We start from the raw sequence: 16294 nt of genomic DNA on the forward strand, positions 1-16294 counted from the left end.
ACCGCGGAACGGAAGGCTATGAACAGCGGTTTCATGGGGCCGGGGGGCTTCGGTCCCGACCCGTTCGAGGAATACCTGACACGCTTCCTCGGTGGCGGGCCGCGCGGTCCCCGGCAGATCGACATCGGTCGCCTGATGAGCGACCCCGCCCGGCAACTGGTCGCCGACGCCGTCTCCTACGCCGCCGAGCACGGCAGCACCGACCTGGACACCAAGCATCTGCTGCGCGCGGCGCTGACCGCGGAGCCGACCCGGGGTCTGCTGGCGGGGGCGGGGGCCGACACCGAGGCGCTGGCCGCCCAGATCGACCGTACGAGTGGTGACGGACCGCCGCAGAACCGGCTGTCCGTCACCCCCGCGGTCAAGCGGGCCCTGCTGGACGCCCATGACCTGGCCCGCGCCACCGGCGCGTCGTACATCGGGCCCGAGCACGTCCTCGGGGCGCTCGCCGCGAACCCCGACTCCGCCGCCGGACGCATCCTCAACACCCTCCACTTCGACCCCGCGGCGGCCCAGCAGGGACCGCGGGTCGGGCCGGGGCAGCCGCAGGCCACCGTGGCGGGGCAGCAGCCCGGGGGCCGGGCGCAGGACACGCCCACCCTGGACAAGTTCAGCCGCGATCTGACCGAACTCGCCCACGAGGGCCGCATCGATCCGGTCATCGGGCGCGGCGACGAGATCGAGCAGACTGTCGAGGTGCTGTCCCGGCGCGGCAAGAACAACCCGGTGCTGATCGGCGACGCCGGTGTCGGCAAGACCGCCATCGTCGAAGGGCTCGCCCAGCGCGTCACCGAAGGGGACGTCCCCGACATCCTGCTCGGCCGCCGCGTGGTCGCCCTGGACCTGTCCGCCGTCGTCGCGGGCACCCGCTACCGGGGCGATTTCGAGGAGCGGCTGAGCGGCATCATCGAGGAGATCCGTACCCACTCCGAGCAGCTGATCGTGTTCATCGACGAGCTGCACACCGTCGTCGGGGCGGGCACCGGCGGTGGTGGCGAGGGCGGTTCCATGGACGCGGGCAACATGCTCAAGCCCGCGCTGGCCCGTGGCGAACTCCATGTCATCGGCGCCACCACGCTGGAGGAGTACCGGCGCCACATCGAGAAGGACGCGGCGCTGGCCCGCCGTTTCCAGCCCATCCTGGTGCCCGAGCCCACCGCCGCCGACGCGGTGGAGATCCTGCGGGGCCTGTGCGACCGCTACGAGGCCCATCACCAGGTCCGCTTCGCCGACGAGGCGCTGCGCGCCGCCGTGGAGCTGTCCGACCGCTACCTCACCGACCGTTTCCTGCCCGACAAGGCCATCGACCTGATGGACCAGGCCGGTGCCCGGGTGCGCCTGCGCTCGCGGACCAGGGGTACCGATGTGCGGGCTCTGGAGCGGGAGGTCGAGCAGCTGTCCCGGGACAAGGACCAGGCGGTGGCCGCCGAGGAGTACGAACGTGCTTCCGAACTGCGTGACCACATTGGCGAGTTGACGCACCGTATCGAGGCGGACGGCGGCACGGAGCCGGACGACGGGCAGAGCCTGGAGGTCGCCGCCGAGGACATCGCCGAAGTGGTGTCCCGGCAGACCGGCATTCCGGTCAGCAGCCTCACCCAGGAGGAGAGGGACCGCCTGCTCGGCCTGGAGGAGCATCTGCGCAAGCGCGTCATCGGGCAGGACGAGGCCGTCGGCGCCGTCGCCGAGGCGGTGCTGCGCTCCCGGGCCGGACTGGCCGACCCCGGCCGCCCCACCGGGAGCTTCCTCTTCCTCGGATCCACCGGCGTCGGTAAGACCGAACTCGCGCGGGCGCTGGCCGAGGCGCTGTTCGGCAGCGAAGAGCTGATGGTGCGGCTCGACATGAGTGAGTACCAGGAGCGGCACTCCGTCAGCCGCCTGGTCGGCGCCCCGCCCGGTTACGTCGGCCACGAGGAGGCCGGGCAGCTCACCGAGGCCGTGCGCCGGCGCCCGTACTCGCTGCTGCTGCTGGACGAGGTCGAGAAGGCCCACCCCGATGTCTTCAACATCCTGCTCCAGGTGCTGGACGACGGCCGCCTCACCGACGCCCAGGGCCGCACCGTCGACTTCAGCAACACCGTCATCGTGATGACGAGCAACCTGGGCTCCGAGGCCATCGGCGGCGCCGCGCTCGGCTTCGGCGCCACGGACGCCGAGACCGGCGAACAGGCCCGCCGCGAGCGCGTCCTGCGCCCGCTGCGCGAGCACTTCCGCCCCGAATTCCTCAACCGCATCGACGAGACCGTGGTCTTCCGGCAGCTCGACGACGAGCAACTGCGCCGGATCACCGACGTGATGCTGGAGGACACCCGCCGTCGGCTGCACGCCCAGGACATCGCCGTCGAGTTCGCCCCGGAAGCCATCGACTGGCTCGCCCACCACGGCCACCAACCCGAGTACGGGGCGCGGCCGCTGCGCCGTACGATTCAGCGGGAGGTCGGCAACCGGCTGTCCCGGATGCTCCTCGACGGCGCCCTCACCTCCGGCGATTTGATCCGGGTGGGGGTCGAGGGCGGACACTTGGAGTTCCACACCGCCGAGGCCGTGACGGCCCAGCGGCCTTGAGAGAACCGTTCGGCCTTCCCCGACGTCTCCATGGCCGATGTGGCGTCTCGATGAGAGGCCTCGGGGTGACATCGGATCACATGATGTCTATGGAAGGCTTCTGAAAGAGTGTCAGCGAGTCACAAGAACAAGACGGTCGGCTGGATCGCCGGGGTCGCGGTAGTGGCGGCCGTCGTGGGTGTCACGGGCTGCTCGAAGGAGACGGAGTCCGACTCGGGGAGCAAGCCGGCGGCAAGCAGTTCGAGCAGTTCGGAGGCCTCGCAGCCTTCGCAGTCCTCGCAGCCCTCGGGCAACCGCCAGGCCACGGCCGAGGGCGCGGTCGCCGCGTGGGTGACGGCGGTCGTCAAGGGGCAGCCGAAGCAGGCGTGCCTGGTGATGGCGGGCCCGGCCAAGGGGTCGTCACCCGGGCCGGTCGGCACCCCGTCGCGGTGTGCGAGTGACGAGCCCGACGTGCGGAAGATGGTCGAGAACGTCGGGAAGCTGCGTGAGTCGTTCACGCCCAAGCAGTCCGGGGGCGAGCCGAAGGTGGACGTCGCCAAGGTTCAGGCCGACGGCGACAAGGTGGAGGTCCCCGGCGACAAGATCACCATTGATGGACAGACGCTCAACAAGGTCGTCCTGTCCAACTCCACCGGACTGAAGCCGGGACAGCTGGACGTCAAGATTGAGTCCGCCAAGATCAAGGACGCTTGGTACGTGACCAACTTCAATTTCGACCTCGGCTGATGCCGATGCCGATGCCGTGACCGATGGCCTCCCCGCCCGCCTGCTTCAGGCGGGCTGGGAGGCCGTGGCCGGTCGGGGTTCGCCGCGGTAGGTGCCGAAGGACCACCTGTTCCCCTCGGGGTCGGCGATCGCGAACTCGCGGCTGCCGTACGGCTGGTCCGCGATCTCGCGGATGACCTCGACCCCCGCCGCCCTCAGCCGCTCGTACAGGTCGTCCACGTGGTCGGTGACCACATAGGCGCCGAAGGTGCCCGGCCGCAGACACCATTCCGCGCTTTCCGGCTTGTACGAGCCGAGCATGATCCCGCCGCCCTCGGGCCAGTCCAGCTGGGCGTGCGCCACGCGGTCGCCGTCCTCGTACACGGCGGTGCGCAGGAAGCCGACCGTGCCGACGAGGAAGTCGATCAGGGCGGGCGCGTCATGGGCCTGGAGCGTGGGCCAGATGCTCGGGGAACGCTGTGCTGGGGATTCCATGGGGTTCATGCCCTTCACTCTTCGCCGTTCCGGTGCCCCCCGGCTTGGATATTCCGGCACTCTTCGGCGAGCCAGGCCGTGGGGCTGACGCCGGTGTACTGGCGGAAGTCCCGCACCAGATGCGCATGGTCGTAGTAGCCGCAGTCGGCCGCGACCCGCGCCAGCTCGGCAGCGCCGCGCGCGGCGACGGCCCGCGCCACGGTGGCCTTGGCGTGCTCGAACCGCATCAGCCGGGCGGCCTGCTTCGGGCTCAGCCCGGTCTCCGCCCGGAAGAGCGCGGTGAGCCGCCGCGGGCTGAGCGCCACATGCCCGGCCAGCCCGCGCAGCGTGCCCGCGCCCCGGCGCCGGGCCAGCCACGCCCACGCTTCGGCGATCTCGCGCCGGGCCGGCGCGGCCTCGTCCGCCGCGGCCGCACGCGCCCGCAGATACGCGCCGAGCAGGGCGTACCGCTCCTCCCACCCCGACCGCTCCCGCATCCGCTCGTGGACCTCGGCCGCCCGCGCGCCCAGCACCTCCGTCCCCGACACCACCAGCTCATCCGCGAGCGCCCCCGCGGGCAGGCCGAACAGCCTGCGCGCCGCCAGCGGATGCACGGCCAGCTGCACCCCGGTCTCGTGCTCCGGCTGGATGATGTACGCCGGGCTCTGGTGCAGCCCGCCCACCACGATGTCCGCCCGCACCGCATCGGCACCCCGTGCCTGCTCCAGGGTGCCCCCGCTGGTCACCGGCCCTTCGAGCGAGAAGATCAACGTCAGCCAGGGGGACGGCAAGCCCCGGTGCAGGGCGGGTGCCAGCCCGCCGGTGCGGTAGCCCACCGCGGACCCGACCATGCCCCCGAGCCGGGGCGCGAACCGTACGAACTCCCGGAACGCCTCAGCAGCCATGTGGTCAGTATGCGACGCCCCGCTGACATCGGCCCGGGCGCAGGACGAGTGCGGCGGGGATGACGGACGCGACCACGGCGAGCAGCGCGCACGCGCCGGTGGCCGCGCCGATGGCCGCCCAGGGGATCTGGATCGCGGCGTGCACGGACAGCAGGGTCAGGGCGCTCGCCATGCCCGCCAGCTCGCCCCCGGCGACCAGGGCGCCCAGGATCGCGCCGACCGCCACCACCATCAGCGCCTCGGCGCCCACCAGCCGCAGGATCTGCCAGGGGGTGGCCCCGGCCAGCCGCAGCGCGGCGAGGTCGCGGACGCGGTCGGAGGTGGCCATGGCCATGGTGTTGGCCAGGGAGATGCCGGTGTAGAGGAGGGCGATGCCGAGGACCAGCAGCAGGCCGGTCCGGGTGGTCTCCTTCGTCCTGGGATAACGCGCCGCCACCCACTGGTCCTTGGTGAGCAGCCGCCCGCCCGCGGTGTGCACCGCCTTCCGCAGCCCGGCCGCCACGGCGCTCGCGTCGGCGCCGTCGGTCAGGGTGATGTCGACGCGGTCGACGGTGGCGCCCGGGGCGTTGCGCGGGGTGACGTAGACGCCGTTGCCACCGGTGCCGGTGGCCATGACCGCGGCGATCCGCAGCGACTTCCGGGTGCCGTCGCCGAGCCACACCGGGATTCGTCGGCCCACGGCGTGCTGCTGCCACTCGCCGTTGACGATGATCGAGTCGTCGTCGAGGTCGCTCGCCCTTCCGGCCCGGACCGGCAGCCGGGTGGTGGCGGAGAGCGGGCCGGGGTCGGCGGCGCGGGCCTCGGACTTCACGAGGGACACGCCGTCCTCCAGGACGTACACGGCGCTCGGCGCGCTCGCGGACACCTCGGCGCCGGGCACGGCGCGCAGCGTGCGCAGGGTGGCCGCGTCGAACCCCGCTCCGCCTGCCGGGGTGGCGACGAAGTCGGCCGCCGTCCGCTCGCGGATTTCGGTGGCCTTCGCCTCGTTCAGCGTCGCGGTGGCGCCCAGCAGCGAGCCGGTGAGGGCGACCGTGACCAGGACGGGCGCCACGATCGCTGCGGTGCGGCGCACCCCGGCGGCGGCGTTCTCCCGCACCAGCATGCCGCCCGCGCCGGGGAGTTGGGCCGGGAGCCAGGCGATCAGCCGGGTCAGCGGGCGCACCACCGCCGGGGCGAGCAGCGCGACCGCGGCGATGAGCAGCATCGGGCGGCTCACATAGGTCTTACGGTGCAGCAGCTCGCCCGGGTCGGTGACGAGGGCCAGGACCAGGGTGACGACGGCGGTCGCCAGGAGGGCGAGGCCGGACAGCCACCGCCCCCGGGGCATCGTCCCGGTGTCCACGGCCGCCTCGCGCAGGGCCTGGGCGGGGCCGGTGCGGCCCGCCCGCCACGACGCGGCCGCCACGCCGCACAGCGCGACGAGCAGGCCCGTCCAGAACGCCACGTGGTACGGCCAGACGTGGTCGCCGATGGCGAACCAGCCGGGCGCGACGCCACCGTCGACCACCCAGGCGGCCAGCCGTGGCGCACCGTACGCGCCGAGCAGACAACCGGTGGCCGAGGCGAGCACACCGACCATCAGTGCCTCGGCGAACACCATCCGGCGCAGCTGCCCCGGAGTCGCCCCGGCCGTGCGCAGCAGTCCGAACTCCCGGCGCCGCTGGGCCACCGCGAAGGCGAAGGTGGACGCCACCACGAACACCGACACGAAGGCGGTGACGCCACCGGCCGTGCCGAACAGGGCGTTCATCGCCATGAGCGCTTCGCGGTCCCGGTCCGGATCGGCGTCGGCGAGGCGGCGCGCGTCCCCGGTGAGGACCCTGACTCCCTCGCTGCCGCGCACCGCGGCGCGCACGGCCGCCGCGTCGGCGTCCACGACGAGCTGGACGCTGCGGGGCGAGAGGTGGGCGGCGCGCTCGTCGGTGGAGAAGATGGCGTTCTCGAAGCCGCGTCCGGTGCTGGCGACCCGTACGGTGCCGACGATCCGTACGGTCCCGCCGTCGGTCCGTACGCGCTCGTCCGGCTTCGCCCAGTCGCCGCTGATGACCACCTCGTCGGCGGCGCGCGGCGCGCGGCCCGCGCGGATCTCGTAGCGGGCGAAGGCGGCGGTGGACCAGGGGTGGCCCACCAGATCGCCCGGCCCGCCCCGCGCCCGTACGGCGAACGAGCGGTCCTCGACCACCGGCCCGAGCTTCCGCAGTTCCGCCACGATCCCGGCGGGCACGGCACGCGGATGCGCGAGCCGCTGGACCCGGGTGCCGTTCGGGGTGCGCACCCGGAGCGTGTCGGCTCCCTTGACCACCACCGGCGCGGCGGCGAAGCGTTCGGGTTTCCGGTCGGGCGCGTCCAGCGACGAGGCGAGGGACAGGCCCATGACGGCGAGCAGCGCGACCCCCAGCGACAGGGCGACGTAGCTGCCGACGAAGGTGACCCAGCGCGTGCGCAGGGTGCCCAGGGCGATGCTCAGCACGCCACGTCCTCCAGGCTCTCCAGGGTGGTCATGCGCGCCGCGATGGTGTCGGCGCCCGCCCCGCGCAGCTCGCCGCCGACCCGCCCGTCGACCAGGAACACCACCCGGTCCGCACAGGAGGCGGCCACCGGGTCGTGCGTGACCATGACGACCGTCTGGCCCTCGTCGTCGACCATGCCGCGCAGCAGGGCCAGCACCTCACGACTGGTCCGGGTGTCGAGGGCGCCGGTCGGCTCGTCGCCGAACAGCACCTCGGGGCGGGTGATCAGGGCGCGGGCCAGGGCGACCCGCTGCTGCTGGCCACCGGACAGCTCGGACGGCCGGTGCCGTGCCCGCTCGCCGAGCCCGACCTGCCGGAGCGCGTCGCGCACCCGGGCCGCGGAGGGACGGCGGCCCGCGAGCCGCAGCGGCAGCGCCACGTTCTGCTGGGCGGTCAGGGACGGCAGCAGGTTGAACGCCTGGAACACGAAGCCGATGCGCCTGCGCCGCAGCAGGGTCAGCCGGGTCTCGCTCAGCGTCGTCAGCTCGGTCCCGCCCACGGTGACCGACCCCGACGTGGGGCGGTCCAGCCCAGCGGCGCACTGGAGCAGGGTCGACTTGCCCGAGCCGGACGGGCCCATGACGGCGGTGAACGTGCCCGCCGGGAAGGACAGCGAAACCTGGTCGAGCGCGGTCACCGCGTCCTCGCCGGAGCCGAAGTGTCTGCTGACGGAGCGCAGTTGGACCGCGTCGTGACGCGCGTCGTGGTTCATGTGTCCCCACCCGTTCGGATGTCGAGAATGTCGAGCGACACCACATCGCACGCGGACACGTCGGCGCAGTACGGCAGAGCCGAGACCTGGGGTAGGGCCAGGCATACCCCCGGTACGCCCCCTGGACCGATGGCACGGGCGGGGCGGCCCTTCTACGGTGACCTCCATGCACTCTCGGAATGTGTGGCAGGCCATGTCCGGCCCGGGTTTCCTGCTGTCGTCATGGCCGTGGCGTTCGGCCGGTTACCTGCTCACCGGCGCGGTGACCGGCGCGGTCGCCCTCGTGGGGATCGTGGCCACGGCCGTGGCGGGTGGCGTCCTCGCCGTCGTGCTGGTGGGCCTGCCGCTGCTCGTCCTCGCCGCGCTCGCCGGAATCCCGGTGGCCTGGGCGGAACGGCGCAGGCTGTGCCTGATCGACCGGGACCCGGCCCCCGACCGGCATCGGGCGCCCACGGCGTACGGACTGTGGGCCTGGCTGACGACCCGCATGAGGGAGCGCGCGACATGGCGGGAACTCGGGTACGCCGTGCTGTTCGCGGTGGCGCTGTGGCCGGTCGACGCGCTCGTCGTCGCCGTCGCGCTGCTCGCCCCGCTGTCCCTGGTCGCGACACCGCTGCTGATGGCCACGGTCGGTGGCGGCCACGAGACGAAGGTGCTCAAGCAGTGGCTCGTCACCTCGTGGCCGGTGGCCTTCGCGGTCGCCGTGCTCGGACTGGTCCTGCTGGGCCTGTGCGGCTATGTCCTGGGGGTGGCGGCCGGGGCCCGGGCCGAACTGACGCGTCTGCTGATCGCCCCGCGCGAGGGCGACCTGAGGGCGGAGGTCACCGAACTCGCCCGATCCCGCCTGCGGTTGGTGGACGCCTTCGAGACGGAACGGCGCCGCATCGAACGCGATCTGCACGACGGGGCGCAGCAGCGGCTGGTGGCGCTGACGATGACGCTCGGCCTGGCCCGTCTGGACGCCCCACCCGGGCCGCTCGCCGACCAGCTCGCCGCGGCCCAGGAGGAGGCGGACAAGGCGCTCGTGGAGCTGCGCGAACTCATCCACGGCATCCACCCCAAGGTCCTCGCGGACTACGGCCTCCCCGCGGCCGTCGCCGATGCCGCGGACCGCTCGGCGGTGCCCGTGGAGGTGGAGCTGGAGCTCGGGGCCGGGCGGCTGCCGCGGGCGGTCGAGGCGGCCGCGTACTTCGTGGTCCGCGAGGCCCTCACCAACGTCGCCCGGCACAGCGGGGCGGGCCGTGCGGAGGTGAGCGGCGCACACCGCGACGGGCGGCTCTTCCTCCAGGTGCGCGACGACGGCCGGGGCGGCGCGGACCCAGGCAGAGGAAGCGGGCTCACCGGACTCGGGGACCGGGTGGCCGCGCTCGGTGGCAGACTCTCCCTGTCCAGCCCGCCGGGCGGACCGACCCTGCTGCGTGTGGAGTTTCCTTGCGAACGGACCGGCGCTTGCACGTAGTACTGGCCGAGGACAGCGTGCTGCTCCGCGAAGGGCTCATCGGGCTGCTCCGCCGCTGCGGCCACGACGTGGTCGCGGCCGTCGGCGACGCTCCCGCCCTGCTCGCCGCGGTCGAGGAGCACGCGCCCGACATCGTCCTCACGGACGTCCGCATGCCTCCCGGGTTCCAGGACGAGGGACTGCACGCGGCGGTACGGCTGCGCGAGGCCCGGCCCGCGCTGCCCGTCCTGGTGCTCAGCCAGTACGTGCAGCGCCGTTACGCCTCGGACCTGCTGGACTCCGGCGACGGAACGGGCGTCGGCTATCTGCTGAAGGAACGCGTCGGGCGGGTCGAGGAGTTCGTGGCCGCCCTGTGCGAAGTGGCGGACGGCGGCACGGTCGTCGACCCCGAAGTGGTGCGCCAACTGCTGCGCCGCCGCCGCGACCCGCTGGAACGGCTCACCCCGCGCGAGCGGGAGGTGCTGGCCCTGATGGCGGAGGGAAAGTCCAACGGTGCGATCGCCCGCGACCTGGTGGTGTCCGAGGCGGCCGTGGGCAAGCACATCGGCAACATCCTCGGCAAGCTGGACCTGCCCCCGGCCGACGCGACCCATCGCAGAGTGCTGGCGGTTCTCACCTACCTGCGGGCGTGATCCCCCGGGCCCGCCCCGGTGGCAGGGGCGGCGGGGTGGTCCGCGGCCTCCTCCAGGAGACCTGCGAGCCAGCCCCATTTGGAGAACTCGGCGATCAGGTCGGAGACACCCTTCTGGCGTTTGCGCAGACTTTCCGCGTTGTCCAGTAGTGCCAACATGCCGCCGCGAGCCGCGGTGAAGTGGGCCTCAATCCAGTCCCTGGCCCGGTCCAGCACCTCGAAGCGCTGATGTTTGAGCATGAGCGCGACCTCGGAGAGCGCCGCGAAGCTGTCCAGGTCCTTGAGCTCCAGAGGTTCTCTCGCCATGGCGATCTCAAGAGGCTTGAAGACGTTCTTCTCCAGTTCCGCGGCCTGCTCGCCGCTGTTGTCCCTGGCGTATGTGAGCTTCCGCATCAAGTCCTCGAGTTGATCCCTCGCGAGACCGGCGTAGATCCTCGCGGTGTACTGGGCTTCCCCTCCCGCGGCCATGCGCAAGGGACGGCGGCGGACCGACTTGATCTGGGCGTCGCCCATGTCGTGTCGGTTGACATGCGTCTCCTGGCTGAGGACCTCCCAGCTGTCCGGCCCGTTCCACAGCATGTTCGTCGTCTCGAATATTCCGTTCTGAACGGTACTTTTGTACTCCTCGGGGCCGAACCAGTCGGTGGGGGCGCGGTCCCGGCGGAATTCCCTGGCCGGGGGCTGGTTGCTGATGCTGCTGGGCGACTGATAGTGCCAGGCGGTGAAGTGGCCCCGCTGCGCGCTGCCCGTCACGGCGAAGGCACAGCCGTTCATCGTGGCGGTGAAGACGAACTCGGAACCGTGTCCCTGGGCCCCGGCGTCGTGCGGGATGTCGGTGTGGCCGACGCGCGTGTCGGGGGCTTTCGAAACCCCTTGGAAGTAGGGGACGTACGACGAGGCGAGGTATCCGTTCGAGGGCAGGACCGCGGGCAGCGCGGGGTGTCCCACGAGGGGGGAGAGCAGGCGGTCGCTGCCGTCGGACTCCTCGACGTACTTCTCCACGGCCGGGGTCAGCAGATACGCGGGCCTGTCCTTCCTGGCGCGCCGGCGGTCGGGGACCAGGACGAACCAGTGCCGAGCCCGGTTGTCCATCCTCTCCACGAACCCGTTGACGTCCAGGGGCAGTTCCGGTGTGCGCTCCTTTATGCCCAACATGAAGTCGAGAGCCAGGGCGGAACGGTTGAGGAACTCCTCCGGATTTTGCACCAGCTGGTTCTGGGCGGCGCGGTCCGCGGTCGCCTCTCGTGCACCGGGCCTGTCCGTAGCCAGGTTTCCCGGCGCACGCTGGATGTCGGCCGAGTGTGCGGTCCCGTGGTGCCCAGCGGGTTCCGCGGGGGCCGTGGCGCGTGGGACGGGCCCCGCCATGGCGCGGGAGGCATTGGCTTCGGCTTCGCGCTCGAAGCGGTCGGAGGGGTCGGAGACCTTGAGCCCCGACCCGTTGTCGGTGCCCGCGACCGGGCCTTGGCGCTGCTGGATGACATGCGTCAACTCGTGCGCGAGGGTGTGCTTGTCAGCGCCGCCGTCGCCGATCACCACATGGTTGCCGGAGGTGTACGCGCGGGCGCCGAACTCCGCCGCGGAGGCGCGGGCGGCGCTGCCGGTGTGCAGCCGGACGTCGGAGAAGTCGGCGCCGAGGCGGGATTCCATCTCGTGGCGTACGGGTTCGTCCAGGGACGTGCCGCCGCTGCCCAGCACCTCGGGGACGGCCGAGCGCTGCACCGGGCGGTGGCCGCAGCCGGGGCCGTGCCGGTGCTGTTCCCCGGCCTGTTCCCCGGCCTGCTGGGCTCGCTGGACCGAGCGGACGGCGGCGGCGTTGCCCGCGGCGCGCTGGAGCGCCAGGAGCGACGGGGCCGAACCGGCCCCGGGCCCGGCATGGCTCCCCGTCTCCGGTGCCGTGGAGTGGACGGTGCTGGGGGCGGGGGTATGGGGGGCGGTGGCCGGGGTCTTGCCGGTGTCCCGTGCGTGCATGGGTGCGTCTCCGTCAGGGGGCGGGTCTCACGCCGCGTCGTTGTTGGTGGACGGGCCGAAGAACTCGACCTCCGCCACCGCGACCTGCTTGTCCGGTTCCGCGTACGCGGACTTGATCTGGAGTCGTGCCCTGACCACGTCCTTGGCGCGCAGGGGGAAGGTCTGCTCCGAGCCGTCGTTCAGGTTCAGCTCGTGCTTCTCGGTCTCCCCGTCGGACCGCGTCAGCTGGACCTCGATCTGGCGCGGACGTGACTGGTCGCGGCCCTCGTCGGGCTTCGTGGAGACGCCCGGGGTGATGACGACGTCCAGAAGCCGGGTCGGTCCGGAGAAGTTGGCCTCCCAGGCCTGCCCCGAGGAGTCGCCCGAGTAGCCGGTCCCCCACCAGGTGTTGGACTTGCCGTCGTCCGCCTTCTGGGGGAGGTGGCTGGAGTCGGAGTGTGTGGCCGTCACGGTGCTCGGGTGGATGAGCGCGCGCTTGGAGAAGTGGTCCTGAACGGCGGCCACGGCCGGTCCGGTCCAGATGACGGCCGCGACGACCACGGCCGTGACGACGAGGAGCCCCACCACCATGGACACCACGCCGCTCACGCCCCGGCGCAGCCGTGGCCGGTCGCCCGCGAACGGTGTCTCGTCGCCGCGCAGCCCCAGGATGCGGCGCCACCAGGGGAGCCGGGGCCGCACCGGCTGGGCGGGTGTTTCGGCGAGCCGCATGGCGCACTGGCGGCAGAAGTGGCGGTGCGGCTGGTTGGACGTGTCGCACCACGGGCACGCGATGCCGTTCTGCGGTGCCTCCTCGGGCGCCACGGCGCGGGCGCGCGGCGCGTCGGCCCGCGGTGTCCCGGGCAGGACCGGAGCGATCCCGTCGGCGGCGGGGTCAGACGCCGACGGGTCCGCCACGGGGACGATCAGGGCGCGGGCCCGTTCGTCGGCGTCCCGCGCGGGCGTCGCGGCGTTCTCAGCGGCGGCCGGGGCGGCGTCCGCCGTGGTGGTCGGTGTGGTGTCCGACGCGGTGGCCGGTGTGCCGAGCGCCGTGTCGTCCGCCGCGGCGGCGTGGGGTGCGTCGCGCGTGGCGTCCTGGGGCCGGCCGGCCTCGGGCGCGTCCCGGTCCGGAGCGGACGGCGTCGGCTTCTGGGCCCGTTGTGCCCCGGGCGTACTCGCGGTGTCCTCCTCCCAGCCGAGGAAGGCGCCGCACTCGTCGCAGAACGACTGGTTGTCCTGACGGGCCGCGCCGCACTCCGTGCAGGTGCGGTGGTGGCTGGCATTCACGATGGGGTGTTCCTCTCGGTGCTTTCCGCGCGTTCCACGCGCACGGTGTAGGGCAGGTGTGCGGGCCGGGCCGCGGCCACCAGGTCGTCGAGCCGCCGTACGTCGACGGCGTCCGGGTCCGGCACCCGCAGCACCACATGGACGCCGGGCCGCGGATCGCCGGGGAAGGGGCCGAGCGGGCGGGGCGACCAGGCCGCCCCACCGCTCTCGGTGATCTCGGGCGGGACGCTGAACGCCGCTTGGACGGCGTCCCGCAGCCCGCTCCGGGTGCCGCGGCGTCGGTGCAGATCCACCGCCGTGGCGACGGTGTGCCGCAGCAGGGGTTCCGGTTCGTCCCCGGTGAGTTCGGCACCGACCCACCCGGCGAGCCAGTCCACGAAGTCCTCGGGCGCCAGCGCGGGGGAGAAGTAGGCGTCCAGACAGTCGAGGACGTTCAGCAACGGCGCCAGCAGGGCGTCGAGGCCGCCGGTGAAACGCTGGGCGAAGTCGTCGTCGGCGAAGACGGACGGAAGCCGCTCGCCCAGCGGGTGCGGTGACTCCAGTCCTTCGAGCGCGCCTCTCACCTCAGCCTCCGATCACGCGGACGCGGTGGTCGAACGGGAAGACCAGCGACGGACCGGAAAGCCGGATGCGGTCGGTGGCGTCGCCGCGCTTGCCGGTGAGCGGGTCGGCCGGGTGCAGCAGCACCTCGTCCACCAGCTCGACGCCCGGTACGCGCTGCAGCACCGCGAACAGCTCGCCCGCCTGGACCTGCCGCCCGAACGGCCAGCCGGTGCCGTCCACGCCGCCGACCAGCGGGTCGAGGTGGGCGTACAGCGCGTCGAGGGCGGCCCGGCGCACCGTGTCCGCGTCGGCGCTGCGGTACGCGTGCAGCGTGACCACCGCCGTCACGCCCTGGTAGTAGGGCGGGCCGACGGCCAGCCGGGTGCCGATGGCGCGGCGTTCGTCGAGGAAGCGGGTGATCTTCTCCAGCAGCTCGTCGCCGGGTACCAGCTGCTCGAAGCGCAGCCGCCCGCCGACGTCCGGCACCGCCTGGGGCACGACCAGGACCCGTACGGCGTTCTCCCCGGGGTCGCCCGCGCCTGTGTCCGCCCCGCCCCTCAGGGCCGTACCGTCCGCGCCACCGGGGCCCACCGTGCCCCCCGCCGCGGCCGGATCCGCGGCCTGACAGGAGATACGGGCGACCTCGGGGGCCGCCTGCCGGGTCAGCTCCTCGTAGTCGCGCCGGGTGACGGCCCTGTCCTGGGCGCGCAGCGCGATCGGCGCGCGGACCTTCGCCTCGTCGACGGTCTCGCCGTCCACACCGCCGCGCGCCGCCTCGCGGTTGTCCACCCGGGCCACGTACGGCACCGAACTGCGCAGCACGCGAACGCAGTTGCGGGCCACGTTGCCGATCCTGCCGCCGCCCGTACGGTAGCGGGCGGCGCGGATCGCCGCGCCCTTGGGCGGGACGGCCCCGTGCTGCCGCAGGGTGCCGTCCGGCAGGCGCACCGCCGGGCCGAACGCCACCTCGCCGGTCGCCTGGTCGAGCGTGACGTGCCGGTCGTCGGGGCCGGACGCGGACAGGTGCGGCACCACGGACCACGGCTGCCAGCCCGACCCGTCCGACACCTCCAGCTCCAGCGGCGGTTCACCGGCCGCCACCGGGGTGCGGGCCAGCCGCACCCGCTGCCCCGGCACACCGGAGGACTCGCCGAGCGTTTCGTCGGTGACCGTCTCGGCGTGCGCCGCCCGTACCGTGCCGCCGATGGTGAACGCGGACGCCTCGCGGACCGTGGGCGACGTGGTGTACGACGTCATCCCCGGATCGGCCGCCACCACGCGGCAGCGCACCCAGCCCGCGTCGAACCGGCCGACGCGCGAGACTGCGTGGCCCGCCGGAATGTGCAGCACCACCTCGCCGGGACGGTTCAGACCGCCGGTGGAATCCTCCTCCACCTCACAGGTCCGCCACCCCACCGGCGTCCACGCCTCCCACACCAGCGGCGGATTGCGCGGGTCCACGCCCACACCGTCGACCCGGCTGTCCAGGCGCAGGACGACGGCACACGAGGGGACGGCGGTGTCGAGACCCAGCAGCAGCGCGTCGCCCGGCCTCGGGGCCTCGGCGAAGACCATCACATCCTGGCCGTCGAGGATGTCCGAGGTGCACTCGGAGGGCGGCTGCCCGGTGCCTTGTGTCTGGACCCGGGACAGCTCGCACGGCACCATCGGCAGGTCCTCCTCGGTGGCGAACACCACGGCGTCCTCCGTTTCGGTGCGCACCGTCGCGACCTCCGTACCGGCGGGCAGGCGCACCGTCTCCGGCTGCGGCGCGGACAGCCAGAAGGTGATGTCCGCGCGGGCGGCGGCGGGCGGGAAGAGGGAGACGCCGATCAGGTCGAGGAACGCCAGGTAGTTCTTCTCAGGCACTCGGTTGAGCCGGTACACGAGCTGGTCGGCCATGTCCGCGACCGTCTCGACGAGCGTCACACCCGGGTCCGACACGTTGTGGTCGGTCCACTCGGGGCATCGCCGCTGGATGTGCCGCTTGGCGTCGTCGACGAACTGCTGGAAGCGCCGGTCGTCCAGGTGGGGTGAGGGCAGGGCCATCAGCGGTGGTTCTCCAAAGCGGTGTTGTTCTCCGATGCGGTGTCGCCCTCGCCGCCCGGCGCCTCGTCGTCCGGGCCGTCGTGCGAGGGGATGACGTAGAAGGGGAAGACCAGGCTGCGCGGGTTGTTGCTGCCGCGGATCTCGTAACGGACGTCGATCAGCAGCGCGGCGGGCTCGTCCGGCGCGGGGGCGACGCCCACCTCGCTCACCTCGATCCGCGGCTCCCACCGGTCGAGGCAGGCCCGCACCTCGTGGCGGATACGGCCTGCCGTCGCCTCGTTGACCGGCGCGAACACCAGGTCGTGGATGGCGCAGCCGAACTCCGGCCGCATCGGCCGCTCCCCGGGAGCCGTGGACAGCACCAGCCGGATCGCCTCCTCGACCTCCCGTTCGCGCTGTACGAGGGCGATGCCCCCGGACGCGTCGGTGCGCATCGGGAAACCCCATCCCGCACCGACGAACTGCTCACCCATGTCCGCTCCGTCCTTCCGTCCGTACCCGCCGCCG

The 16294-nt window shown here is 73.0% G+C and carries 13 protein-coding genes; 4 read left to right on the forward strand and 9 right to left on the reverse strand.

Annotated features, from left to right (window positions below; all coding sequences use genetic code 11):
• Positions 1–18 precede the first annotated feature (18 nt).
• The gene (locus tag ACH4TL_RS09735) at positions 19–2565 is read left to right on the forward strand and encodes an ATP-dependent Clp protease ATP-binding subunit (protein WP_398309300.1); all 2547 of its coding nucleotides are present in this window, start codon (positions 19–21) and stop codon (positions 2563–2565) included.
• 108 nt (positions 2566–2673) lie between these two features.
• Positions 2674–3291 (forward strand): hypothetical protein, encoded by a 618-nt coding sequence (locus ACH4TL_RS09740; protein ID WP_398309297.1) that lies wholly within the window; start codon positions 2674–2676, stop codon positions 3289–3291.
• 45 nt (positions 3292–3336) lie between these two features.
• On the opposite strand, the gene ACH4TL_RS09745 is transcribed toward ACH4TL_RS09740, so the two are convergent.
• From ACH4TL_RS09745 to ACH4TL_RS09760, 4 genes are read right to left on the reverse strand one after another with little or no spacing between them, the layout of a single operon-like run.
• On the reverse strand, positions 3337–3774 hold the full coding sequence (locus tag ACH4TL_RS09745; RefSeq protein WP_398309294.1) for a VOC family protein: 438 nt from the start codon (positions 3772–3774) through the stop codon (positions 3337–3339).
• A gap of 5 nt (positions 3775–3779) precedes the next feature.
• Positions 3780–4649 (reverse strand): helix-turn-helix transcriptional regulator, encoded by an 870-nt coding sequence (locus ACH4TL_RS09750; RefSeq protein WP_398309290.1) that lies wholly within the window; start codon positions 4647–4649, stop codon positions 3780–3782.
• A gap of 4 nt (positions 4650–4653) precedes the next feature.
• Positions 4654–7119, reverse strand: coding sequence for an ABC transporter permease (locus tag ACH4TL_RS09755; RefSeq protein WP_398309287.1), 2466 nt, complete (start codon positions 7117–7119; stop codon positions 4654–4656).
• On the reverse strand, positions 7113–7871 hold the full coding sequence (locus tag ACH4TL_RS09760; protein ID WP_398309284.1) for an ABC transporter ATP-binding protein: 759 nt from the start codon (positions 7869–7871) through the stop codon (positions 7113–7115). Before ACH4TL_RS09760 ends, ACH4TL_RS09755 begins: the two co-directional genes overlap by 7 nt.
• A gap of 166 nt (positions 7872–8037) precedes the next feature.
• Between ACH4TL_RS09760 and ACH4TL_RS09765 the strand changes: the two genes are divergently transcribed.
• Entirely contained in the window at positions 8038–9330 is a 1293-nt protein-coding gene (locus ACH4TL_RS09765; RefSeq protein WP_398309281.1) for a sensor histidine kinase, read from the forward strand.
• Complete coding sequence (locus ACH4TL_RS09770; RefSeq protein ID WP_398309278.1) at positions 9303–9962, forward strand: response regulator; 660 nt, start codon at positions 9303–9305, stop codon at positions 9960–9962. The genes ACH4TL_RS09765 and ACH4TL_RS09770 overlap by 28 nt, the downstream gene beginning before the upstream one ends.
• On the opposite strand, the gene ACH4TL_RS09775 is transcribed toward ACH4TL_RS09770, so the two are convergent.
• From ACH4TL_RS09775 to ACH4TL_RS09795, 5 genes are read right to left on the reverse strand one after another with little or no spacing between them, the layout of a single operon-like run.
• Positions 9947–11929, reverse strand: coding sequence for a DUF4157 domain-containing protein (locus ACH4TL_RS09775; protein ID WP_398309275.1), 1983 nt, complete (start codon positions 11927–11929; stop codon positions 9947–9949). The genes ACH4TL_RS09770 and ACH4TL_RS09775 overlap by 16 nt on opposite strands.
• A 27-nt stretch (positions 11930–11956) precedes the next feature.
• Positions 11957–13195 carry an NADase-type glycan-binding domain-containing protein gene (locus ACH4TL_RS09780; RefSeq protein WP_398309272.1) on the reverse strand — a complete coding sequence of 413 codons (1239 nt, stop codon included), beginning with the start codon at positions 13193–13195 and terminating at the stop codon, positions 11957–11959.
• Positions 13192–13758 (reverse strand): phage tail protein, encoded by a 567-nt coding sequence (locus tag ACH4TL_RS09785; protein WP_398309269.1) that lies wholly within the window; start codon positions 13756–13758, stop codon positions 13192–13194. The genes ACH4TL_RS09780 and ACH4TL_RS09785 overlap by 4 nt, the downstream gene beginning before the upstream one ends.
• A gap of 1 nt (position 13759) precedes the next feature.
• Entirely contained in the window at positions 13760–15787 is a 2028-nt protein-coding gene (locus ACH4TL_RS09790; RefSeq protein WP_398309266.1) for a putative baseplate assembly protein, read from the reverse strand.
• Entirely contained in the window at positions 15787–16260 is a 474-nt protein-coding gene (locus tag ACH4TL_RS09795) for a GPW/gp25 family protein (RefSeq protein WP_398309263.1), read from the reverse strand. Before ACH4TL_RS09795 ends, ACH4TL_RS09790 begins: the two co-directional genes overlap by 1 nt.
• Positions 16261–16294 lie beyond the last annotated feature (34 nt).

The sequence above is a fragment of the Streptomyces sp. NPDC021115 genome, assembly GCF_044333065.1.
Lineage (GTDB): Bacteria > Actinomycetota > Actinomycetes > Streptomycetales > Streptomycetaceae > Streptomyces.

Bases quoted from the DNA above. Each gene is read 5' to 3' on its own strand.
- ACH4TL_RS09735 (WP_398309300.1), top strand. From the start codon at position 19: ATGAACAGCGGTTTCATGGGGCCGGGGGGCTTCGGTCCCGACCCGTTC.
- ACH4TL_RS09745 (WP_398309294.1), bottom strand. From the start codon at position 3,774: ATGAACCCCATGGAATCCCCAGCACAGCGTTCCCCGAGCATCTGGCCC.
- ACH4TL_RS09750 (WP_398309290.1), bottom strand. From the start codon at position 4,649: ATGGCTGCTGAGGCGTTCCGGGAGTTCGTACGGTTCGCGCCCCGGCTC.
- ACH4TL_RS09760 (WP_398309284.1), bottom strand. From the start codon at position 7,871: ATGAACCACGACGCGCGTCACGACGCGGTCCAACTGCGCTCCGTCAGC.
- ACH4TL_RS09765 (WP_398309281.1), top strand. From the start codon at position 8,038: ATGCACTCTCGGAATGTGTGGCAGGCCATGTCCGGCCCGGGTTTCCTG.
- ACH4TL_RS09775 (WP_398309275.1), bottom strand. From the start codon at position 11,929: ATGCACGCACGGGACACCGGCAAGACCCCGGCCACCGCCCCCCATACC.
- ACH4TL_RS09790 (WP_398309266.1), bottom strand. From the start codon at position 15,787: ATGGCCCTGCCCTCACCCCACCTGGACGACCGGCGCTTCCAGCAGTTC.
- ACH4TL_RS09795 (WP_398309263.1), bottom strand. From the start codon at position 16,260: ATGGGTGAGCAGTTCGTCGGTGCGGGATGGGGTTTCCCGATGCGCACC.